The sequence below is a fragment of the Pedobacter sp. NJ-S-72 genome, from assembly GCF_053890575.1.
Map to the genome: position 1 here is coordinate 2,768,350 of NZ_CM132681.1, position 19,424 is coordinate 2,787,773.

A 19,424-nucleotide genomic window follows, 5' to 3' on the forward strand; every position below is an offset into this window, starting at 1 on the left:
CAGATAAGGAATTGCCTGCCCGGGAATAGTAAATGACACCGGCCTCCATAATTTGTGACTTTAACCTGATAGTGGCTTAAGAGAATGATCTGCATCTACTTATCTGTAAAAATCCTTAAATTCCTGAGATCAATGCCAGACAGGTTCTTTAGCTCATATCTTTTTAAATACAATTAATATATATTCGCATTCCTGATAATTAATTAACATATATATGTCATTCGAAAAAATAACTATTATAGACAATTGTGGTTTGACTAAAGAAATCATAGATCAAATCGCCAGACTGTCAAAAAATGAGATTACCATATACAATGATTATCCAAACGATGATGATGAAACGCTTGCCCGCATTGGAGTGGCCGATTGTGTGCTGGTCAGCTGGCAGACAAAAATCACCGCAGAGATTATAGCAAAAACTACGCATTTAAAATATATTGGCATGTGCTGCAGTTTATATGATGAGGCCTCAGCAAATGTTAATATCATAGCTGCCCGCGAGAAAGGTATACAGGTCAAAGGAGTTAAAGATTATGGAGATGAAGGAGCAGTAGAGTTTATATTTGCACAACTGATTTTCTTATTGAAAGGCTTGCTGAAGGCGAGGTGGAAAGACGAACCTGTAGAATTAAAAAATAAAAGCATAGGTATTATCGGCCTTGGTACATTGGGACTGATGGTTGCACAAACTGCATTGCATTTTGGAATGCAGGTGTTTTATTTTAGCCGGAGCAGGAAACAGGAGCAGGAAGAAAATGGGATTACCTATTTACCTCTTGATGAATTAATGAAAACGTGTGATATTATTTCGTCACATTTGCCTAAAAACACGGTTCTCCTTTCAGAAAGAGAATTTATGCTGAAGAAACCGAATTCAATCTTTGTCAATACATCATTAGGTGTACCTTTTGAAAAAGAAGCATTTTTGAATTGGATTGCTGATCAAAAAAACTTCGCCATCTTTGATGCTGATGGAGTTGGAGATTTTACAGCCGAATTTACCGGTCGTGATAATATCATTTTATCGGATCAGTTCGGAGGTTTTACTTTTGAAGCGAAACAGCGACTATCAGAAAAGGTACTTGCTAACCTGACTAACTTTCTGAGCAGCAAATAGAATTATAATGAAATTACTGAACAAGTTCATCTTCTGGGTTTCAATTGCGATAATTATAACCTGGATGATTATCTCTCTTTTTGGCAAAGTTATCCCTCTGGAGATCAAAATTGGAAAAAGTGGAGGTGCGTACCAGGTTTTCTTATTTTATGCATTCCAAACTGCAGTAATGTTTACCTTATTTGGTACGCTAAAACAAAAAGACAGTAAAAAACGATTGATCATCAAGGTGATCCTGACCTGTGTCGTTGCTGTAACAGCATGTTTTTTAACTATTGTCACTGTCTTTTCCGGAATGTGTTCCTGGATATATACTGAACGCATTTTGTTTGAGAAAAAAGATGCTCCGGATACTCAGATCGTATTAAGACGAAAGGGCTGTGGTCAAGGAAAAGATATTTATCCTCTATACAAAACCTGCAAAGTAAAATATATCATCTCAGACCTGTACTGGATAAAAGATATTGATACCACTTACCTAGATAAGAAACAATGGAAAAGGGTTAGTTCTGATAACTAATAGTAAATCCTTATAGTACAACCTCAATAATTTCCGGAATAATATAAACCTCTCTGTTAATATCTTTGTTTGATTTATAAGTTTCTTTACCCAGCTTTCTTAGTGTACGGTAATGAGATTGTAAAGCAGCTGTAAATGTAATACTCTCTATATAAGGGAGGTTAAATTCCTCTGCGGTTTCTTTAACAATTTTTCCTATTGCAGGATAATGAATATGGCAGATCTTTGGAAAAAGATGATGTTCTATCTGACGGTTTAAACCACCACATAAAAATGCAGCCATTTTACTTCCCCTGCAAAATTAGCTGTAGTTCGCATCTGATGCGCGGCCCATGCCTCTTCCATATTCCCCTGCTCATTTGGCATAGGAAAGTCTGTTCCTTCTACCACATGCGCTAGCTGAAAAACAAGCCCAAGTACTAAACCCTGAGAGAGCTGCATCGCCATAAAGCCAATGAAAAACTGCCCCCATGTGATTGGCATAACCAGTAAGGGTAATGCGATAAAAAGAAAATAATATATCGCTTTGTAGAAAAAAAGCCTGAAGTATTCAATCCTGGGATGAATAACATGGTGCTCTCCAATTTTATGCTGAAAAAACTTCTTGTAATCCTTTCTGAATACCCATGATAACATAGAAAAAAACTATACAATACGAATGCATAGAAATGCTGATAGCGCTGTAATTTGTTCACTGTTTCTGTATCTGAAAAACGGATAAGTCCTGGTGCAACGTCAATATCTTCATCATGCCCTGCAATATTTGTATAAGTATGATGAACAATATTATGAATATTCCATACGTATGGACTGGCACCAATCAGGTTAAAAACAAAGCTAAAGAGCTGATTGACCCTGGCATTGCCCGAAAATGCTTTATGAATCGCGTCGTGACAGATATTAAAACCTACAAATGCACCAAATACACCTAGCAGAATAGCTAACAAAAGTAAAACTGACAGACTGAGACTGGCAAATAGAATTGACGTGTATAATACCGTTAATCCTGTTAAGAAGAATACGGTTTTAAACCACATTGCACCATTTGCATGAATAGAAATATTGTTTTCTGTAAAATAAGCATCAACCCTTTTCCGTACCGTAATATAAAATGTAGACTGATTGGTATTAATAAACTTGACTTTTTTAGTCATCCTTTGTGTTTTCCCCGTTGCGACTAAATAAGAGTCTGTTTAAATCAATGCTGTAAATATAGTGTATAGATAATACACCCCCTGTTAAGGAAGCTTTATCTTTAGGTACAATAAAATTATATTGTTTTATAATCTGGCCCGGCAGATCCCCTTCACGACATTATAACGGCAAAGCGACTATACAAGTATATCTTCCCTGATTTTCTCCCGGTGATTCAGTCCCCATTGCACTAATATATCAGTAACGGGAATGATGCTTTTACCATATTCAGTAATTGAATAGTTAACAGTGATAGGCCGGGTATCCTGAATGGTCCTGGTAACCATCAGATTAAGTTCAAGATCTTTTAACTCCTTTGATAACATCTTTGCAGAAATCCCTTCAATCCCCCGCTGGATCTTTTTGAAATGATTAGGCTCTGAAGTTCTATTATTCAGATAGCGCACAATTAGTAGTTTCCATTTCCCACCCAATATATCAATACTGTCACGCATGGCAGTAAGTTCTTCCTGACAGCTTGCTTCGCGTACATTTCCTTTGTTTTTCACAGTGCCCATATGCTCATGGTTTATTTGAGGTAACTGGTTACCTAAAGTTAACTAATAGCAAATATAAACTATTGACCATTGACCATTTAATTTTAGTGCTCTCATTTAAACTGTTTGTAAGCATCAATTAAAAATCGAAACACATGAAAGCAATTATATTAAAAGACTTCGGGAGTACTGATAATTTTATTCTGGAAGACAATTATGCTGTACCTGAGCCTGGCGATCATGAGGTACTGATCAGGATAAAAGCGACTGCATTTAATCCTATCGATTATCAAATGAGACAAGGAAAAACCGAAAGAAAACGGATGCACTCTCCTATTCTGGGACGCGAATTTTCCGGAATAATCGTTAAAACAGGCAGGTCAGCTCATCAATTCAAAATCGGCGATGTTGTATTCGCAGCTTCGGGAAGCATGGGTTCAAATGGTACTTACACAGAATATATCAGTGCTCCGGAGCTTATACTAGCTCGTAAACCCGAAAATATAACCTTTGAAGAGGCTGCTGCTATCCCGAGCGCTTCTCTTACGGCTCTTCAATGTTTTAACCGGCTGGCCATTAAAGAAAGTGACTCAGTTTTTGTTAGTGGTGCGGCTGGTGGTGTAGGAATGGCACTGATCAAAATATTGATAGCTAAAGGATATAAAAAAGTAATTGTTACCACAGGCAACGAAGAAAGTAAAAACCAATTGCTCAAAACCGGGCTGAAAAAAGAACAGCTTATTGATTATAAAATAGAGAATCTTTCAGAAGTTATCATTGATAGGAATGAAGGACAATTATTTAATCATTGTATAGATCTTGTCGGAGGTCAAATGTCGTTGATCTGTGCGCAGGTCATCATTACAAATGGTACTTATGCTGACGTTACTGCACTGACTACAGCCAGTGCAAGAGAAGGCCTTTTCCATAAAGGAGCGGTAATTGTGAATATTTCCAATTATGCCTATTCACTGGAAAAGAACTACCGTTATTATGGTGAAAGTCTGAATGAGTTTATGCAATTAATGAAACACCTGTCCCTTGCTCCACCAGCTATATTAAACGTGGGCCCGTTAGCTGTTGAAACCGTCCAAAAGGCACACCAGATCTTAGAAGACAACCTTACAAAAGGCAGAAAGTTAGTGATGCAAATAGATTAAAAATAGCAGAAAAATGTCACAGATACCCAAAATACCCCGCCGTATAGTCACAGGTCTTAAAAACGGCAAATCAATAATTGCTGAAGATGCTGTTGTGACTAATGTCTCAGAATATTTCCCTGGTCTGATCATCTCAGATATCTGGGTTACAAACCAAATGCCTGTAGATTTATCCAAAGAGATTCATATAGAAAATACGGCTATGCCTGTAACCCCTGTTAATGGATCTTATTTCCGTTATGTCAGTATCCCACCAGATAAAGACCTGGGAATTAAACCGCTGGAAAAAGGACAAGTACACCCTTTAATGCACAAAACTGATACACTGGATTACATTATAATTCTATCGGGAGAAATTTACATGATCCTGGATGAAGAAGAAACGCTTTTAAAAGCTGGAGATCTTGTCGTACAACGGGGCACAAATCATGCATGGAGTAATCGTTCAGACACACATTGTATTCAACTGGCAGTTTTGTTGGATGCTAAATAAACCTATATTTAAGCTAATTAATGAGCTACTGGCCCGAATTATGATAAGGTAGCTCATATTATACCTGAATATATGTCTATACATCCTGTTCCTTCCATAGTCTCCATCCTTGATAATGACTTTTATAAGTTCACCATGCAGCAGGGTGTGATACGCTTATTCCCTTATGCTAAAGTCCGCTATAAATTCATAAATCGTGGTAAACACTCTTTTCCTCCGGGATTTGGCGACGCACTACGTAAGGCGGTAACTGAGATGCCATCGTTAAGGTTAACCAGGGAAGAGAAAAAATTCCTCCAGGTAAACTGTCCATATCTTGATCCTTTGTATCTTGATTTTCTTGAAGGTTACCGTTACCAGCCGGATGAAGTGCACATTGAACAGCAGGGTGATCAGTTAGAAGTACATGTTGAAGGACTTTGGTATCGTGCTATTTTATGGGAAGTACCGAGTATGTCGCTCGCTCATCTGCGAATTATTTTATGAAATGACACATGCGGTTAGAATAAGCAATGAAGAGGTTATTGAGCGGACAAAGAAAAAGATTGAAAATTACCGCGAACTGGGTGTTACGATTGCTGAATTCGGCACACGCCGGAGGTATTCTTATGAGATTCATCGTTTAGTACTACAAACACTCCAAAAATATGGAGAAGGGTCATTTATCGGTACTAGTAATGTGCACATGGCAATGGTTCATCAGACCAAACCAATCGGTACTCATGCCCATGAATGGTTTATGTTTCATGCTGCCAGATATGGATTTAAAATGGCCAATTCTTTGGGATTAGAACACTGGGTACAGGTTTTCCGCGGGGATCTGGGGATTGCTTTATCGGACACCTACACGACCGAAGTGTTCTTCAGACAATTCGATAAAATGTTCTCTAAACTATTTGATGGGGTGAGACATGACAGCGGAGATCCGCTTTTGTTTGCTGATAAAGTAATTGCGCATTATCAGCGTATGGGCATCAATCCTCAGACTAAAACAATTATATTTTCTGACGGACTAAATTATGAGAAAGTTTCCCGTATTGCCGGGCATTGCCGCAATAAGATAGGTATATCTTTCGGTATAGGAACCAATCTGACCAATGATGCGGGCCCTGTGCCAATGAATATCGTGATTAAAATGACACAGGCAAACCCCCCCAGCACGAGGAATGGACAGATGTAGTTAAACTATCAGATGAACACGGTAAATATACCGGAAGTGAAAAAATGATTAAGCTTGCTAAAGAGATCCTGGATATAAACCCCTGATTTATTTAAGCTTTAAACTATAGATCAGCCCTTTGCCACCGGCAAGTAAAACCAGCTTGCCATTTTTAGCTTTTTGAATCACATTGAAACTTTCTTCGGAGATATGATACCAGTTCATTCCTCCATCTCTGGAAACATCTGTACCTGAAGTTCCTGTGGCAAAACAAGTCTTATCATCATACCAGATTACTCGGAACGAAACCCAAAAACAGGTCTGGAAGGCTTAATCCATGACTTTCCACCATCACTGGTTAGCAATACATTATTTGCATTTTCTTTATCTTTCTCATAATCACCACCAACTACAATTCCCTGGCTTTCATTATAGAAGTCGATAGAAAATGCTCCTGTGGTACTTTTCCCATGTAAAATAGGACAGTCATATTTTTTCCAGCTCAGACCATAATTATCAGAAGCATAAATATTTGATTTAGTACCTCCTGTGGCTATCCAGACTTTTCCACCGGAAATAGTCTTAATTCCGCTGCCACTTGCAGCAAAACCAGCCTCACCGGTTGCCATAGTCTGTTTTAACCTTGTGGATACATTTTTCCATGTACACCCTCCGTCATCAGTAATGAGCAGTTGCAAATGGTTTTGAATGGGATCACCAAAGATGATCCCATGTTTTTTGTCCCAGAATGACATTCCATCGAGGAATATCGCAGAGTCCAGGTTTTTATAAGTTTCAGTCCAGCTTTTTTCCCTCCATCTTCGGTACGAAGAATATAGGCAGGAGAGCCTGCATTTACGATTACAGCATGGTTTTTATCAAAGGCTTCAATATCTCTGAAATCGAGCGTTTCATAGCCTTTGGGTTTTGTCCATGTCCACTCCTTACCTCCATTTATACTTTTCCCAATAAATCCGTTGTTTCCACTTACCCAGGCAACACTGTCAGATACAACAGACATTCCTCTGATACTGGTATTAGTTCCAATATTAACGGTACTCAGTTCATAGGTTTGTGAAAATACAGTAAAGGGCGTCAGCAATAAAAGGTACAGGAGTATTCGCATTATTTAACTTTTTTCCAGACTTCAGATCTTCCAATAATTGAGATACCGATATAACCGCGCATATTCAAATCACCGTTGTCTTTAAGATTCATATTACAGCTATAAGTTTTACCAGATTTAGGATCATAGATTTTACCATCGGTCCATTTACCATCTTCGAAAACAAAATTCTTAAGCATTTCCAATCCCAAAATAGGTCTTGTCTTCAAGCTTGCTTCAGGGTTTTTCACGTCCAGTTTTGCAACGCCTTTTTCGTCTTTGGGATTTTTCAGCCATACAATTTTACCGAAATATTTAGACTCTTTTTTAAAAATCTCTACGTGTGCCTCTCCTGTAGCGTTAACCCATTGACCAAGAATAGCATCTTTGTTCTGCGCAAAACCTGTAAAGGAAATTGCTGTGAAAAGTAATAGCAGTGAAATATATCTCATAAGTTTATATTTAGTTTAGGCTAATTTACAAATTACCGCTATTAAACAACCATGGTTTTGATTGGTTTTTTCTTTTTCTTCATTTTATTGAGCCATATCAAAGTTCCCGTAACGGGTAAACTGGTTGCAATCAGACAGGCCAGAAAGTAAATAAGTTTCGTGAACATCCCATATACATCACCAAGATGCAGAGACTTCAGAGAGCCTGAAATTCTTTCGTTAAACGGGAGATCACTAAATTTCACTACCTCCAATCCAATATCTTTCCGGAATACTGATCCATTGTTAGTTTATCGGCCGCTGCTGGCGCAAAAAAAAAAAAAACCATTTTTATATTTCATCACATTTACCGTACCCACAGAATCCTTTGGTAAGTTAATTGAATACTCGCCACTGTAGCCAAATACTTTATTTGCAACAGCAAGATACTCTGCGACCGTAAGCCTGCCTGAACGGCGTTCTGTAAGTTTTGAAGCAAGTACTTTCTCCTCTTCTTTTCCTTTAGCTTTATAGGTCCCCAACGTCTTCCTTAAGCCTTCCCTGTACCAGTTAAAAGAAAAAAGAGGACCTGTAATCCCCATAAAGAGTAAAAAGATACAAGAGTAAAATCCTAGTGTATTATGCAGATCATGATTTGTTCGCTTCCAGCTTCCGCTCCATTTCACTTTAAGGCCTTGTTTCCATGATTTCATTTTACGTGGAAACCAAATTGCAATTCCAGTGATTACCCCTATGGTAAAGATGATAGTGTAGTGGTAGTGCCTGCCTGTAATGTAACTACCTAGTTTACGGTTCTCTAATTCACCAAAAATCGGTTTTTCAATTTTATCCAGTAATAACCATCGGTGAAGGCTAAACATATAGCCCATAAAATTGACAGCTGCTGATTTAAGGGTTGCCGAATTTCCAAGAATTTCACCGGTATAAGGATTTACATAATAAATGGTCGGCCTCCCTCCTTTTTCAACGTCTTTTTCTTTCCCTTTGTCAGAGTCCTTCTTACCATGACCATGTTTTTCTTTTTGGCCTTCTTTATGATTTCCCCGCCCGCCTTCTCTATCCGTTTCTACCTGATTTTTTTTATCCCCTTTTGATTTACGTACACTAAATTGCCACGTACGTTGAGGATCGGCCGGAATTTTCATGCCGACTACTTTTCCAAGACTGGCCTGCTCCACTTTAGCTGCAAGAGATTCAGGAGTCAGCTTCATATGTTTTACTATGTTGACTTTAAAAAGCTCAGGATTAGCTGCCTCCCTGATTTCCGTATATTAAAAACATAAATTGTTCCACTGAAACAGACCAATAATACAATTAAACCACTAGCCAGTCCAATCCACAAATGGATATCATTTAATAGCTTACGGATTACATTCCAGGGTGTCCTTCTCTTTTTTACCATAAAAATAATGTGATCTTTTTAAAAGGGAAAACCAGACTCCACATGTGCGGGGCCTGGTTTTTGTTATATTGATGATTTAATTCTAAAATTTATAAGATAATGTTGTCATAAACTGGCGTGGTGGAATAGGGTTTATACTATAGTTTTCATGCACGTAATAGTTATAAGTGTTTCCTATGTTTGATAGTTTAGCAAGGATTGAGAAATTACTAAAGCTATACCCGGCAGAAAAATCAACAGTAGTAAATGCTTTAAGAGGGATTGTACCTGTAGTTGTTCCGTTTTTGTTATTATCACGACCACCATTACGGGTACCTACATAAAATACAGATGTCCCTAATTTTAGTCCTTTCAAATCTCCATCCATAAAAGTATAAAACACTGTTCCATTTGCCGTATTTTTTGTAGTTCCAACTAATCGCTGCCCTTCAATTATACCAATTCCAGGTGCGGTTTCAGTATAGCGCATATAGTTATAGCTATATCCGGCAAGAAAACTCAAACCTTCTGCAATCCTTCCGGTAATATCAACTTCAACCCCGTCACTTGCAGTCTTTCCTGTAAATTCTTTAATGTTCGTATCCGAATTCGGTGAACCATCAGCACCCAATAGTGCTACAGTTGCATATTTATTGTTGTTAATTCTATAGGCTGTAATACTCGCTGACAACTTACCATCCAAAAAGTCATTCTTAATTCCTGCTTCATACTGATCAAGGATAGAAGCACTAAGTGGAGATTTATTGATATCTGTTCCTGCATTAGGAACAAAATTATTAGAGTAGCTGACATATACTGAAGCCGTTTTAACCGGCTGATAGATAAAAGCAAATTTTGGTGAAAAAGCCTTGTCTGTCTTTGTTGCCCGTTGCACCTCTCGACTCGGCACCAGTTGCCAGCGTATTAATCTGCGTTACAGGAGTTTTCTGAAAAGACCAGCGCACACCTGCCAAAACTTTAAACTTATCTGTTATTTCAATTAAGTCCTGAACAAAGGTTCCCATCCGATAAGTAAGACCTGTTGTTTCATCTCTTACAATAGTATTTGGAATATCAGTACGCGCAATATATTTATTTGGATCCAGCAAATTGATTCTGTCATAAAATGCAGTTTTCACAAGTGCCGCTGTAGGTGCGTCTGCAAATTTTGTATCATTAGGATCAAAGAAACCATAAGCCAGATTATTAGTCTGATCAGCATCTGCTCCGGCTAATAAATTGTGTTTTATAGTACCTGTATAAAAAGTCCCTGTCAGATTAATCTGCTCATTATAGGACTTTTCATTATTTTTCGATCTGGTCAATGAACGGTACCAATCTCCATTTACCGTTCCATTTGCAACATCAGTCCCTAATGCAGCTGGTTTTCTGTAGAAAAATAGTCTCTTTTAAAGTTACCGAATGTAGCCAAAGCATTCAATTTCCAGTTTTCATTGAACTTATGGTTCACATTAATCTGAGCACTGGTTTGTTTTACTTTATTGTATGCCCATGGTGTATTGATAAATTTAGAACGTGGTGTATTCTCCTGAATCACATTCCCTACGGTACCGAATCCAAAATCAGGTGTAAAATCTGTATTCAGATAATCTGCTTGCAGTAAAATCTCTGTTTTATCTCCTATTTTATATAACAATGATGGATTCACGTAAAAACGATTTGATTTTACGTTGTCACGGAAGCTACCAGCATTCTCATAAGTACCTATTACGCGGAAAGCAAGATCTTTAGTTATAGGACCATATAAATCAACAGCAGGCTTGTAAAAATCATAACTTCCTGCACGCATAGAAACCTCACCACCATATTCAAACTTAGGCTTTTTAGTAACCATATTGACTACAGCACCTGCGCTTACCCCACCATACATTAATGCAGAACTACCTTTTAAGATTTCAACAGACTCTAAAGTAGAGGCTTCGGGCATTGCCCCAGTATTTGATCTGGCTCCATTCTTAAATATGTTGTTAGCGCCAAGACTATATCCACGAGAGTAAAAGTTATCTGATGTTGAACCCCTGGTTGAACCAACAGCAATTCCATTTGCATTTTTCAATGCATCACTTAAACGGTTGATTTGCTGATCTGCAATAACCTGGGCACCAATAACCTGAACACTTTGTGGCAGATCCATTGGCTTAATATTTGATTTACCAATTGAAAGTGGCTTCTTTCCTGCTGTATAACCGGATATCTGTACTTCATTAAGCTGATCCGCACTTTCTTTTAATGTAAAGTCTATTTTCAGTACTTGTCCTGCCAAAACACTTACTTTTTGTTCCTGTGGTTTTGAACCAACGAAAGAAACTTTAAGTGTATAGTTTCCTGCAGGAATGTTCTTCAGCAAAAATGAACCATCCTCACCAGAAAATAGTTGATTTAGAGATTTCCTTCAATCCAACATTTACAAATGGTGCTATCTGGCCATCACTAGAACGGGTTATACCTTTGATAGATCCTGATTTTGACTGGGCAATTCCAGCTCCTGAAATCAGCATCAGTAACATAAGGGTGAAATAAAAAGATCGGGTAAAAATTACTCTCATACTATTTAGATTGGTTTTAAAGAATCGCAAATATACAAGACAATTCCATCTCCACAATATCAATTTAGAATAAATAAAAATAATATTTTACACAAACAAGGCTCTGCATACAATTAAGCAAGGTTCATTGATAATTATATAGATTGTCCAGCAGATTTACAGTTATCATTTGATAACAACCATAAATCAGAAAAATCCGTATACTCAAATAAACAGGGCATAAAAAAGCCGGCTTCCAATTAAGAAAGCCGGTTTTTTTTCATGAAAATCCAATAATACTGGAAAATATATTATCCTTTATAAAACACAGGCAGAGGGTTTAACTCTTCACTTTGTCTTTGATGCCAGTAAGGATAGATTGGCTCCAGCTTACTTGCATCATCCAGTTTTTTAACCTGTTCAGTAGTCAGATTCCACCCCACTGCTTCCAGATTTTGTTTCAGTTGCTCTTCATTTCTCGCTCCTATCACAATGTTTGAAACTGTAGGGCGCTGTAATAACCAGTTCAATGAGATCTGCGCTACAGATTTTCCCGTTTCGGCCGAAACTTCGTCAAGTGCATCTATTATGGTATATAAACGTTCTTCATCCAAAGCTGGTCCATGACCACCACCCTGTTGTACACGGTTATTTTCAGGGAGTGGCTGGTTACGCCTGTATTTTCCTGACAGACGGCCAGAAGCCAATGGGCTCCAAACGATAGTTCCTACTTTCTGATCTATTCCAAGCGGCATTAATTCCCATTCAAACTCACGGTCAAGCAGAGAATAATAAGCCTGATGAGCGATATATCTTGACCATCCATATCTTTCAGAAACTGAAAGGGGGATTTCATTAAATGCCATCCCGAAAAATTAGAGCAGGCGATATAACGCACTTTACCACTCTCAACAAGATTTTCGAGTGTTTTCAGCGTTTCTTCTACTGGTGTGTTTCCATCAAAACCGTGCATATGATAAATATCAATATGATCGGTGTTTAACCTTTTCAAACTATCTTCACATTGTTTAATCAGATGAAACCTGGAAGACCCCAGATCATTTGGCCCGTCACCCATCGAAAATGTAGCTTTAGTAGATATCAGTACCTTATTCCGAAGTCCATTCAGGGCCTGCCCCAGAATTTCTTCTGAAAGCCCATTCGAATATACGTTTGCGGTATCAAACAAATTAACACCGGCATCCAGACAAAGGTTAATCAACCTGCCTGCCTCTTCTACCTGGGTACTTCCCCAGGCTTTAAAAAATTCATTTCCACCACCAAAAGTAGCGGTACCAAAACTTAATACGGGTACTTTAAGACCTGAAGCGCCTAATTGTCTGTATTCCCATGTTATGTTATTTTAAAATCTAATTCCCTTATGTTTCTAAAGTACAAACAGAGTGTTTAATCAATTGTTTCCCTGCAAGATTAACCTTTCATGATATCTGCAAAAAGCCTGTAAGAATGAACTCTTGCCTGATGATCAAAAATGTGGGAGGTAACCATGATTTCATCAACCTGTGTCTGTTTGATAAAGGACTCCATGTCTTCTTTAATAGTTTCCGGCCCGCCAAAGAAAGAACAGGCTATCATTTGATTAACGGCCTCTTCTTCATAATCAGTCCATACGCCATTCATATTCTCAACCGGTGGTTGTAGTAATTCAAGTTTGCCAGTCACTACTCCCATAAAAAACCGCTTTAAAGAAGTTGACAGTCTGTTAGCCTCAGCATCGGTATCCGCAGCGATTACATTTATACAGGATATCACATAAGGTGTTTTTAAATGTGCTGAAGGCTTAAAATTCTGACGGTACAGATTAATTGCTGTCAAAAACTGAGCGCTGGCGCAAAGTGACTTGCAAAAGCATAAGGAAGTCCCATAGCCGCAGCCAAACGGGCACTATCAGTACTGGAACCTAGTACCCAAATTGGAATATCTAAACCTTCACCGGGAATTGCTCTTACCCGGCTGTTAGCATTATCCGCTGAAAAAAAAGCTTGCAATTTGATAATATCCTGTGGAAAATCATGTACCGCGCTAAATCTTTCTCCCCTGATCGCCATTGCCGTGGTCTGATCTGTACCCGGTGCACGACCAAGTCCCAGATCTATTCTTCCTGGAAATAAGGAGGCTAAGGTTCCAAACTGTTCGGCAACAATTAAAGGAGAATGATTAGGTAGCATAATACCTCCGGAACCTACCCGAATAGTCTGAGTACCACCTGCGATATGTCCGATCAGCAGAGAAGTTGCAGAACTTGCCACACTGATCATATTATGATGTTCTGCCAGCCAATACCTGGTATACCCAAATTTTTCTACGTTTTGTGCCAGATCAAGGCTATTGCGAAAAGTATCAGAAGGGGTTTTTCCTGCTACAACAGTAGCTAAATCTAATACTGAATAAGGAATAGTTGATAATTTCTTTTGATGTGTTTCATTTACCATTACGGAGCTCTCTATAATGCAGAACTATCTGCTTGTTTATAAAATTAGAGATTCGTAATGGTAAAAATATCTTGTCCCGGAAGATTTGACTTTACATACAGATGTGCGGTCAGTGCAATGTAAAAAGCCTGTAAAATTCGGTTTTACAGGCTCTGATTATTTCCGTTTCATGCGGCCATCATTGGTTTTAATCCATTCAATAGCAGCGCTAACTGGTTCTTGTGATTTCGGGGAAGAAGTGTTATGGCCCAACTCTGGAAACAACCGGTATTCATAAGGTTTGCCTTGTGCTTTAAGTACATCAAGGCGTTCCATTGATAAACCTACCGGAGCTTGTATATCTTTGCCTCCAAAAAGCCAAAGTCCCCGAATCCGGAGCGAGGCGAGGGCATCGCGTGGATCAGTGCCGGCAAATTGATACCGATCAGCATCACTGCGTATGTGCTCACGCGCTTCAGCTTCAGTGTGCGTCTCCCAAAACCTGGAATTTCCTTGCGTATAAAACTGAAAGCGCAGCTGTTCGAGAGTTGTAACAACTGGTCCGCTAAACAATATCATAAAGCTCACCTGACGATTTTTTTTTGCAGCCATAGGAATTACCCAGCCAGCCTGACTAAAACCCATTAAGCCCAACGGCCCATGATTGGCTGGCAAACGCGCCAGCAGTGTGTTAGAGGCTGCACTTACATCTAAAGCCAGTAGGTTGAGATTGGAAGAGTCAATGTTGTTAGTTCCAACTTCCGGTCCGGCATAAACCCCTTCCGATTCACCCACTCCGCGTTTATCATAGGTTAATACAGTGATGCCATTTCCTGCCAGAAGTGACGCCATTTCCACCATTCTTTTTTCCTGACCAGACCCATGTACAAGGACTACCGCCGCATACGGATCCCTGGCTTTAAAGATAGTACCTGCCAGAGTGACCCCAACGCTATTGAACTTAACATTTTCCATGGTGAAGTCCGAAGCAGGCTCAGGTGCAGTTTGTCCAAACGAGCTAAAATTGAAGCAGCAGAGCAAAAGAAGTAAATAGAGTTTCATTTTTTTTAATTTAAGAGATTTTATTTATCGATTATAAAATTATTATATAAATATAAAGCAATATCAGCCTGGTATTAATAAATGTGACGAAAGGTGGGAAAAATGTGACGAAAGGCGGTTTTAGCTAAAAAGGCCGGCTTGTCAGATTGAATCGCAGATATTTTTGACATAAAAAAAGGAAACACCGTTAATACGATGTTTCCTTCATTGTGCCCGAAGAGAGACTCGAACTCTCAAGGATCTTACTCCAACGGCTTCTGAGACCGCAACGTTTACCAATTTCGCCATCCGGGCATTAAAACTATGGATATTGGCGCTGTGGCGACAAATGTAGCATTATTTCCGAAATGATATAAAATATTTAAACATTTTTGTTTAGGTTTTAAAGAACATTCTGAAACAAAATAAATAAAGCCCTTGTTAACCAAGGGCTTTATTCGCAATTTTCTTTAAAAATATTTGTTGGCTTATAATTTAATTTTCACAAAGTATAGTCTGTTGCGGTCAACCTTATTAGTAGAGGGCAAAATTTTAGCCGCAAATGAACCATTAGCACCTGGAATTACGCCAAAATCATCATCATTAGAGATCACAAGTGTATTTCCATTCACTAAGGCCATCCCCTCAGCTTTATCATGCGGATAAATAGCTGGTAAATCTTTTAAAAGGTCAAGTACAACCGTTTTGGTTACTGGTACTATCCCAGCTGTCTGAATACCGGCAAGATCCTTTAATTGTTCAGGTGTTTTATCATTAAATAACTTCCCTGTTGCTCCGTTTGCAGAGTCAGAGATGTCTGTAGCACTAGAAAGATCGATCTTAAATACTTTTTTAAAGGTAGCAGGAGTAGTTTGGGGCTCCTCCATAATCTCCATCTCTTTCCAGTGTTAGAAAGGTGGTACTGTTTATGGCCAGAATTTCGCTTACCCCTGTCAGGGATGGATTATCCATCAGATAAACATATTGTTTAGTTGCACCAGTAGCAATTTCAAAAGTCAGAATACGTAATACTACAGAGTTTTTCACCTCTGCTTTTGATGGATTGAACATTGGAGATTGCATAATTCCTACTAAAGTCTTTCCATCAGGAGTTATCGTTAACCCTTCCATTCCACGATTTGGCTTGCGTTTGGCAAATACAGCAGGGATTTTACGGCCACCAGTACCATCGCCAAAGGGATTTATACGTTCAATAGTTTTTCCAGTTGGGTCGAAATGCACCAGGTGCGGGCCATACTCGTCACTTACCCAAAAGCTACCATCCGCAGCACGAACTAAGCCTTCAGAATCCAGTCCATCCTTACCAGGAGCCAAAACTGTTCCATTCAAATCGACTGCTGTTTCTTCGCTCGTCCGGCACCTGCAAGATTAGGCAGACCATTTAAATTAGTACCTGCAGCATTTTTCAATAAGATGGTCTGTTCTAATACCAGTTTTCCATCTTTCAGCCCGAATTTACCGATCTGAGGTGTAAAATCGGGCTTACCAAATACTTTAACATTATCAGTTGGCCCATCTGCATTTGGACCACGGTCGGTTAACATATAAAAAACAGCCGGATCATTCGGGTCGGCTGCTACGGCAGAGCCAAAGCCACCATTATAGACAGTCACTCCATTTGAAGCAGTAAAAAGAATCGCAGGATCCGAAGCCTCTGCCATATCCGGATAGGTTATGTTTCCAATAATTGTTTCTTCTTTATTCTTCTTACAGGAGTACAACGTTGTAATAGCAATAAGAAAGGAAGATAGTATAACTCTTTTCATAAAAGATGTTTAGATAAGTTTTTACAAAAAAAGGGTTGTGCTGTCAATTCAATGTTAACTCTATATTGTTTAATAGCACCAGAATTATTTTTCAAAATAGTATAAGTATTTGATTATTAATAGTAGTATATTACATTTGCAGTAGAAACGACGAACAACAAATTACCATGATATTCTTTTTCGGAACCAGAAGCAAAGCCATCCTTACTATTCTTTTAAATAATTTAGAGTGCTCTTATTGCAAACAAAGAGATACCATATTTCTGAGCATCGTTTCAACGTATGCGCATTTATTCTGGATTCCACTGTTTCCCGTTGGGAAAAAGAAATTCACTGTTTGCAGTCATTGCAGACAGACTCTGGCAGAAAAACAAATGCCAGCAGAGTATATAACAGCTATATTTCAAGAAAACATAGTGGCAAAAACACCGGTATGGCAGTTTACAGGATTGATTATAATAGGCTGCCTGATCATTATTCCATTTATTTTTTCAATCATTTCAATGCTCATTTATAAAATATAAAAGAGAGAATTCAAATTAATAAACCGAATATTAAAACTGAAACTATGGCAAAATTTGCAACAGGTACTATTTTTTTAGTGCTGAAATCAGATGGTCCGAATATAACAGCTGGAATTTTAAAGGAAGATGGTTACGTGAACTGTTTCTGGTTTGATAATAACCAGGTTCTTCAGGATGTAACTATACATGAAGATCTTCTTATTGAAGCTGCGATCTAACAAGAGAAACACCAATTGACCTCAGGCAGGTCAATTGGTGTTTTATTTTAAAATTCTATTTAAAATTTATAAGAGACACTACCTACAACACTGCGCAATTTTTGAGCATTCATAGTGGTGTAGCCAATCCAGTATTGTTTGTTAGTCAGGTTATCGACCTTGGCACCAATACGGAATTTTGGGTGATCATAAAAAACGCTTGCATTCAAAACAGTATAAGCTGGTAAGGTAAAAACACTCGTTGTTGTGTTGACAATTCTGTTGTCACTTGCATAATTACCACCAAAACCTATACCCAATCCTTTTAAATTACCTGATGGAAATTTATAACTCAACCAAAGATTGGCGGAGTAAGGTGACATAGAAGCACCATCACGACGTCCTTCAATACCAGCGCTGGCATCTGTATTTACAAAATGGTTCTCATTGTAAGCAAATCCTGTCAGGATATTGAATCCTTTAATAGGATTGGCTATAAGTTCAAACTCTATACCTTTACTGATTTTACCACCGTCCTGGATTTGAAAATTAGAATTCGTCGGGTTCTGCCTTAAAACATCTTTTACTTTAATGTAATAATAAGAAATTGTACCACTTAACTTACCTTTAAAAGCATCGAGCTTGACCCCACCTTCCAGTTGATTAGCCTGTTCTGGTTTAAATGTATTTCCATCGATGTCAGTACCTGGCCTATTGGTAAAACTGTTCTGATAATTTCCGAAAATTGAAACCTGATCTTTTACAGGCTGGAATACCAAACCAAATTTCGGAGAAAACGCAGTCTGTTTGTAGGGAGGGTTATTACCTTTATCTGCACCTGGAGCTTTGTTTATATTTTCAAAACGATCTACCCTTAATGCAGCTAATGCACTTAAACGATCCGTAACATTGATTACGTCCGATACATAGGCACTGTAAATATTGTTTAATGAAATAGAAGGATAAGTTGAAACAAGAGCCGCATTTCCTCTGTTTAATGCATAATACGCCGCTACAGTAGCTTCGTTAAAATTGGAATAATTAGGAATCGCTCCCTTGTAGTTGATCAAATCAATATGATCAGTAGAATAAAACAGGATGTTAGAGTTGCTTCTCAGGTAATCTAAGCCAACAACGATCTTGTTTTTAATGTTAAAAATATTAAATTCACCATTAAAGTTTTGCTGAATCTCAGTGACGCTAGCTTTACCGTTATCAGTAGACTGGTCAGCCCTGGATAAGTAATTAGCTGTTGGAGAAGCCGGTAACCCCATCAGCGTCTTATCATCAGGAACCAAAAAGAAATATGGGCTCCGGCCGTTAGAATAACTATAAGTATGCGTAATATTGGTTTGTGAAGTCCATTTGCTGCTAATCTTATAAGTAGCCTGAGCAAAGATATTTGCATTGTTATATACTTGCTGCAAGTCATTGTTCGCATAGGATTTTTTATAGTCCAGTCCAACCTGATCAGCCCGGTTATAACCCAATTCCGAAGTTGGGAAATAAAAGAAAATTATCTGTTTTGGCGAATTCTTTCCACTCGATATTTCTGCATCAAAGTTCAAGTCGAGACGGTTATTTACTTTATATGATAAGCTGGGTGCGATAAAAAAATTCTTATCAAAACCACTATCCTGGAAATTCCCTTCATAATTATAAGCCGCATTGACACGCATATAAACCTGGTCAGCTTTAGCAATTGGTGCGTTAAAATCTATCGCCACACGTTCAAAATCATAGCTTCCTCTGCTATACGATACCTCACCTCCTGTACCTTCATAAGGTTTTTTGGTCACTCTATTGATTAACCCGCCAT

At 38.4% G+C, this 19,424-nt stretch carries 30 protein-coding genes and 1 tRNA gene; 8 read left to right on the forward strand and 23 right to left on the reverse strand.

The annotated features are described in order from the left end of the window. Window positions 1-214 precede the first annotated feature (214 nt). Window positions 215-1,117: an NAD(P)-dependent oxidoreductase gene (locus ACWYN3_RS18545; protein WP_456222449.1), complete on the forward strand. Its 903-nt coding sequence runs from the start codon at window positions 215-217 to the stop codon at window positions 1,115-1,117. Window positions 1,118-1,124: 7 nt separating this feature from the next. Further along, complete coding sequence (locus tag ACWYN3_RS18550) at window positions 1,125-1,637, forward strand: hypothetical protein (protein WP_456222450.1); 513 nt, start codon at window positions 1,125-1,127, stop codon at window positions 1,635-1,637. Between the two features lie 10 nt (window positions 1,638-1,647). Here the strand turns inward: ACWYN3_RS18550 and ACWYN3_RS18555 are convergent, their stop codons facing one another. From ACWYN3_RS18555 to ACWYN3_RS18570, 4 genes are all read right to left on the reverse strand, one after another. Further along, entirely contained in the window at window positions 1,648-1,920 is a 273-nt protein-coding gene (locus ACWYN3_RS18555; protein WP_456222451.1) for a fatty acid desaturase family protein, read from the reverse strand. Continuing rightward, a complete protein-coding gene (locus ACWYN3_RS18560) occupies window positions 1,893-2,078 on the reverse strand; it encodes a hypothetical protein (protein WP_456222452.1) in 186 nt (61 codons plus the stop codon). Before ACWYN3_RS18560 ends, ACWYN3_RS18555 begins: the two co-directional genes overlap by 28 nt. Further along, complete coding sequence (locus tag ACWYN3_RS18565; protein WP_456222453.1) at window positions 2,057-2,791, reverse strand: fatty acid desaturase; 735 nt, start codon at window positions 2,789-2,791, stop codon at window positions 2,057-2,059. The genes ACWYN3_RS18560 and ACWYN3_RS18565 overlap by 22 nt, the downstream gene beginning before the upstream one ends. A 177-nt stretch (window positions 2,792-2,968) precedes the next feature. Further along, on the reverse strand, window positions 2,969-3,349 hold the full coding sequence (locus ACWYN3_RS18570; protein ID WP_456222454.1) for a winged helix-turn-helix transcriptional regulator: 381 nt from the start codon (window positions 3,347-3,349) through the stop codon (window positions 2,969-2,971). Window positions 3,350-3,483: 134 nt separating this feature from the next. Here ACWYN3_RS18570 and ACWYN3_RS18575 point away from each other — a divergent pair, with 134 nt between their 5' ends. From ACWYN3_RS18575 to ACWYN3_RS18590, 4 genes are all read left to right on the forward strand, one after another. Beyond that, the gene (locus ACWYN3_RS18575) at window positions 3,484-4,488 is read left to right on the forward strand and encodes an NADP-dependent oxidoreductase (protein ID WP_456222455.1); all 1,005 of its coding nucleotides are present in this window, start codon (window positions 3,484-3,486) and stop codon (window positions 4,486-4,488) included. Between the two features lie 13 nt (window positions 4,489-4,501). Continuing rightward, window positions 4,502-4,981 carry a cupin domain-containing protein gene (locus ACWYN3_RS18580; RefSeq protein WP_456222456.1) on the forward strand — a complete coding sequence of 160 codons (480 nt, stop codon included), beginning with the start codon at window positions 4,502-4,504 and terminating at the stop codon, window positions 4,979-4,981. A 72-nt stretch (window positions 4,982-5,053) separates the two neighbouring features. Then, window positions 5,054-5,467: a hypothetical protein gene (locus tag ACWYN3_RS18585; protein ID WP_456222457.1), complete on the forward strand. Its 414-nt coding sequence runs from the start codon at window positions 5,054-5,056 to the stop codon at window positions 5,465-5,467. 1 nt (window position 5,468) lies between these two features. After that, the gene (locus ACWYN3_RS18590; RefSeq protein ID WP_456222458.1) at window positions 5,469-6,161 is read left to right on the forward strand and encodes a hypothetical protein; all 693 of its coding nucleotides are present in this window, start codon (window positions 5,469-5,471) and stop codon (window positions 6,159-6,161) included. Between the two features lie 272 nt (window positions 6,162-6,433). On the opposite strand, the gene ACWYN3_RS18595 is transcribed toward ACWYN3_RS18590, so the two are convergent. The 18 genes from ACWYN3_RS18595 to ACWYN3_RS18680 all read right to left on the reverse strand — a co-directional run bounded on the left by ACWYN3_RS18595 (window position 6,434) and on the right by ACWYN3_RS18680 (window position 16,884). Continuing rightward, window positions 6,434-6,769: a hypothetical protein gene (locus tag ACWYN3_RS18595; RefSeq protein WP_456222459.1), complete on the reverse strand. Its 336-nt coding sequence runs from the start codon at window positions 6,767-6,769 to the stop codon at window positions 6,434-6,436. A gap of 8 nt (window positions 6,770-6,777) precedes the next feature. After that, the gene (locus ACWYN3_RS18600) at window positions 6,778-7,266 is read right to left on the reverse strand and encodes a WD40/YVTN/BNR-like repeat-containing protein (RefSeq protein ID WP_456222460.1); all 489 of its coding nucleotides are present in this window, start codon (window positions 7,264-7,266) and stop codon (window positions 6,778-6,780) included. After that, the gene (locus ACWYN3_RS18605) at window positions 7,266-7,697 is read right to left on the reverse strand and encodes a DUF2147 domain-containing protein (protein WP_456222461.1); all 432 of its coding nucleotides are present in this window, start codon (window positions 7,695-7,697) and stop codon (window positions 7,266-7,268) included. The genes ACWYN3_RS18600 and ACWYN3_RS18605 overlap by 1 nt, the downstream gene beginning before the upstream one ends. 41 nt (window positions 7,698-7,738) lie before the next feature. Then, a complete protein-coding gene (locus ACWYN3_RS18610; RefSeq protein WP_456223070.1) occupies window positions 7,739-7,942 on the reverse strand; it encodes a PepSY domain-containing protein in 204 nt (67 codons plus the stop codon). 45 nt (window positions 7,943-7,987) lie between these two features. Further along, window positions 7,988-8,908, reverse strand: coding sequence for a PepSY-associated TM helix domain-containing protein (locus ACWYN3_RS18615; protein ID WP_456222462.1), 921 nt, complete (start codon window positions 8,906-8,908; stop codon window positions 7,988-7,990). A gap of 273 nt (window positions 8,909-9,181) precedes the next feature. Continuing rightward, window positions 9,182-9,973, reverse strand: coding sequence for a TonB-dependent siderophore receptor (locus ACWYN3_RS18620; protein ID WP_456222463.1), 792 nt, complete (start codon window positions 9,971-9,973; stop codon window positions 9,182-9,184). Beyond that, the gene (locus tag ACWYN3_RS18625) at window positions 9,906-10,403 is read right to left on the reverse strand and encodes a hypothetical protein (RefSeq protein ID WP_456222464.1); all 498 of its coding nucleotides are present in this window, start codon (window positions 10,401-10,403) and stop codon (window positions 9,906-9,908) included. The genes ACWYN3_RS18620 and ACWYN3_RS18625 overlap by 68 nt, the downstream gene beginning before the upstream one ends. A gap of 47 nt (window positions 10,404-10,450) precedes the next feature. Then, a complete protein-coding gene (locus ACWYN3_RS18630) occupies window positions 10,451-11,446 on the reverse strand; it encodes a TonB-dependent siderophore receptor (protein ID WP_456222465.1) in 996 nt (331 codons plus the stop codon). A gap of 13 nt (window positions 11,447-11,459) precedes the next feature. Further along, window positions 11,460-11,645, reverse strand: coding sequence for a hypothetical protein (locus ACWYN3_RS18635; RefSeq protein ID WP_456222466.1), 186 nt, complete (start codon window positions 11,643-11,645; stop codon window positions 11,460-11,462). 290 nt (window positions 11,646-11,935) lie between these two features. Further along, a complete protein-coding gene (locus tag ACWYN3_RS18640; RefSeq protein ID WP_456222467.1) occupies window positions 11,936-12,490 on the reverse strand; it encodes an aldo/keto reductase in 555 nt (184 codons plus the stop codon). Then, complete coding sequence (locus ACWYN3_RS18645) at window positions 12,379-12,981, reverse strand: aldo/keto reductase (protein ID WP_456223071.1); 603 nt, start codon at window positions 12,979-12,981, stop codon at window positions 12,379-12,381. The genes ACWYN3_RS18640 and ACWYN3_RS18645 overlap by 112 nt, the downstream gene beginning before the upstream one ends. 74 nt (window positions 12,982-13,055) lie before the next feature. Continuing rightward, the gene (locus ACWYN3_RS18650) at window positions 13,056-13,460 is read right to left on the reverse strand and encodes a hypothetical protein (RefSeq protein WP_456222468.1); all 405 of its coding nucleotides are present in this window, start codon (window positions 13,458-13,460) and stop codon (window positions 13,056-13,058) included. Further along, a complete protein-coding gene (locus ACWYN3_RS18655) occupies window positions 13,457-14,077 on the reverse strand; it encodes an MsnO8 family LLM class oxidoreductase (protein WP_456222469.1) in 621 nt (206 codons plus the stop codon). The genes ACWYN3_RS18650 and ACWYN3_RS18655 overlap by 4 nt, the downstream gene beginning before the upstream one ends. Window positions 14,078-14,233: 156 nt before the next feature. Beyond that, a complete protein-coding gene (locus tag ACWYN3_RS18660; RefSeq protein ID WP_456222470.1) occupies window positions 14,234-15,118 on the reverse strand; it encodes an alpha/beta hydrolase family protein in 885 nt (294 codons plus the stop codon). A gap of 210 nt (window positions 15,119-15,328) precedes the next feature. After that, window positions 15,329-15,412: transfer RNA gene (locus ACWYN3_RS18665), tRNA-Leu, on the reverse strand. A gap of 173 nt (window positions 15,413-15,585) precedes the next feature. After that, window positions 15,586-15,984: an esterase-like activity of phytase family protein gene (locus tag ACWYN3_RS18670; protein ID WP_456222471.1), complete on the reverse strand. Its 399-nt coding sequence runs from the start codon at window positions 15,982-15,984 to the stop codon at window positions 15,586-15,588. Then, a complete protein-coding gene (locus ACWYN3_RS18675; protein ID WP_456222472.1) occupies window positions 15,950-16,447 on the reverse strand; it encodes an esterase-like activity of phytase family protein in 498 nt (165 codons plus the stop codon). Before ACWYN3_RS18675 ends, ACWYN3_RS18670 begins: the two co-directional genes overlap by 35 nt. Next, window positions 16,444-16,884: a hypothetical protein gene (locus ACWYN3_RS18680; protein WP_456222473.1), complete on the reverse strand. Its 441-nt coding sequence runs from the start codon at window positions 16,882-16,884 to the stop codon at window positions 16,444-16,446. The genes ACWYN3_RS18675 and ACWYN3_RS18680 overlap by 4 nt, the downstream gene beginning before the upstream one ends. Before the next feature lie 167 nt (window positions 16,885-17,051). On the opposite strand from ACWYN3_RS18680, the gene ACWYN3_RS18685 reads away from it, so the two are divergent. Beyond that, window positions 17,052-17,408, forward strand: coding sequence for a zinc-ribbon domain-containing protein (locus tag ACWYN3_RS18685; RefSeq protein ID WP_456222474.1), 357 nt, complete (start codon window positions 17,052-17,054; stop codon window positions 17,406-17,408). A gap of 44 nt (window positions 17,409-17,452) precedes the next feature. Continuing rightward, window positions 17,453-17,626, forward strand: a complete 174-nt coding sequence (locus ACWYN3_RS18690; RefSeq protein WP_456222475.1) for a hypothetical protein — start codon at window positions 17,453-17,455, stop codon at window positions 17,624-17,626. A 59-nt stretch (window positions 17,627-17,685) separates the two neighbouring features. On the opposite strand, the gene ACWYN3_RS18695 is transcribed toward ACWYN3_RS18690, so the two are convergent. Further along, window positions 17,686-19,404 (reverse strand): TonB-dependent siderophore receptor, encoded by a 1,719-nt coding sequence (locus tag ACWYN3_RS18695; RefSeq protein WP_456222476.1) that lies wholly within the window; start codon window positions 19,402-19,404, stop codon window positions 17,686-17,688. Window positions 19,405-19,424 lie beyond the last annotated feature (20 nt).

Bases quoted from the DNA above. Each gene is read 5' to 3' on its own strand.
- ACWYN3_RS18545 (WP_456222449.1), top strand. From the start codon at position 215: ATGTCATTCGAAAAAATAACTATTATAGACAATTGTGGTTTGACTAAA.
- ACWYN3_RS18550 (WP_456222450.1), top strand. From the start codon at position 1,125: ATGAAATTACTGAACAAGTTCATCTTCTGGGTTTCAATTGCGATAATT.
- ACWYN3_RS18555 (WP_456222451.1), bottom strand. From the start codon at position 1,920: ATGGCTGCATTTTTATGTGGTGGTTTAAACCGTCAGATAGAACATCAT.
- ACWYN3_RS18560 (WP_456222452.1), bottom strand. From the start codon at position 2,078: ATGCAGCTCTCTCAGGGTTTAGTACTTGGGCTTGTTTTTCAGCTAGCG.
- ACWYN3_RS18565 (WP_456222453.1), bottom strand. From the start codon at position 2,791: ATGACTAAAAAAGTCAAGTTTATTAATACCAATCAGTCTACATTTTAT.
- ACWYN3_RS18570 (WP_456222454.1), bottom strand. From the start codon at position 3,349: ATGGGCACTGTGAAAAACAAAGGAAATGTACGCGAAGCAAGCTGTCAG.
- ACWYN3_RS18575 (WP_456222455.1), top strand. From the start codon at position 3,484: ATGAAAGCAATTATATTAAAAGACTTCGGGAGTACTGATAATTTTATT.
- ACWYN3_RS18580 (WP_456222456.1), top strand. From the start codon at position 4,502: ATGTCACAGATACCCAAAATACCCCGCCGTATAGTCACAGGTCTTAAA.
- ACWYN3_RS18585 (WP_456222457.1), top strand. From the start codon at position 5,054: ATGTCTATACATCCTGTTCCTTCCATAGTCTCCATCCTTGATAATGAC.
- ACWYN3_RS18590 (WP_456222458.1), top strand. From the start codon at position 5,469: ATGACACATGCGGTTAGAATAAGCAATGAAGAGGTTATTGAGCGGACA.
- ACWYN3_RS18595 (WP_456222459.1), bottom strand. From the start codon at position 6,769: ATGGCAACCGGTGAGGCTGGTTTTGCTGCAAGTGGCAGCGGAATTAAG.
- ACWYN3_RS18600 (WP_456222460.1), bottom strand. From the start codon at position 7,266: ATGCGAATACTCCTGTACCTTTTATTGCTGACGCCCTTTACTGTATTT.
- ACWYN3_RS18605 (WP_456222461.1), bottom strand. From the start codon at position 7,697: ATGAGATATATTTCACTGCTATTACTTTTCACAGCAATTTCCTTTACA.
- ACWYN3_RS18615 (WP_456222462.1), bottom strand. From the start codon at position 8,908: ATGAAGCTGACTCCTGAATCTCTTGCAGCTAAAGTGGAGCAGGCCAGT.
- ACWYN3_RS18635 (WP_456222466.1), bottom strand. From the start codon at position 11,645: ATGAGAGTAATTTTTACCCGATCTTTTTATTTCACCCTTATGTTACTG.
- ACWYN3_RS18640 (WP_456222467.1), bottom strand. From the start codon at position 12,490: ATGGCATTTAATGAAATCCCCCTTTCAGTTTCTGAAAGATATGGATGG.
- ACWYN3_RS18655 (WP_456222469.1), bottom strand. From the start codon at position 14,077: ATGGTAAATGAAACACATCAAAAGAAATTATCAACTATTCCTTATTCA.
- ACWYN3_RS18660 (WP_456222470.1), bottom strand. From the start codon at position 15,118: ATGAAACTCTATTTACTTCTTTTGCTCTGCTGCTTCAATTTTAGCTCG.
- ACWYN3_RS18670 (WP_456222471.1), bottom strand. From the start codon at position 15,984: ATGGAGGAGCCCCAAACTACTCCTGCTACCTTTAAAAAAGTATTTAAG.
- ACWYN3_RS18680 (WP_456222473.1), bottom strand. From the start codon at position 16,884: ATGAAAAGAGTTATACTATCTTCCTTTCTTATTGCTATTACAACGTTG.
- ACWYN3_RS18685 (WP_456222474.1), top strand. From the start codon at position 17,052: ATGATATTCTTTTTCGGAACCAGAAGCAAAGCCATCCTTACTATTCTT.
- ACWYN3_RS18690 (WP_456222475.1), top strand. From the start codon at position 17,453: ATGGCAAAATTTGCAACAGGTACTATTTTTTTAGTGCTGAAATCAGAT.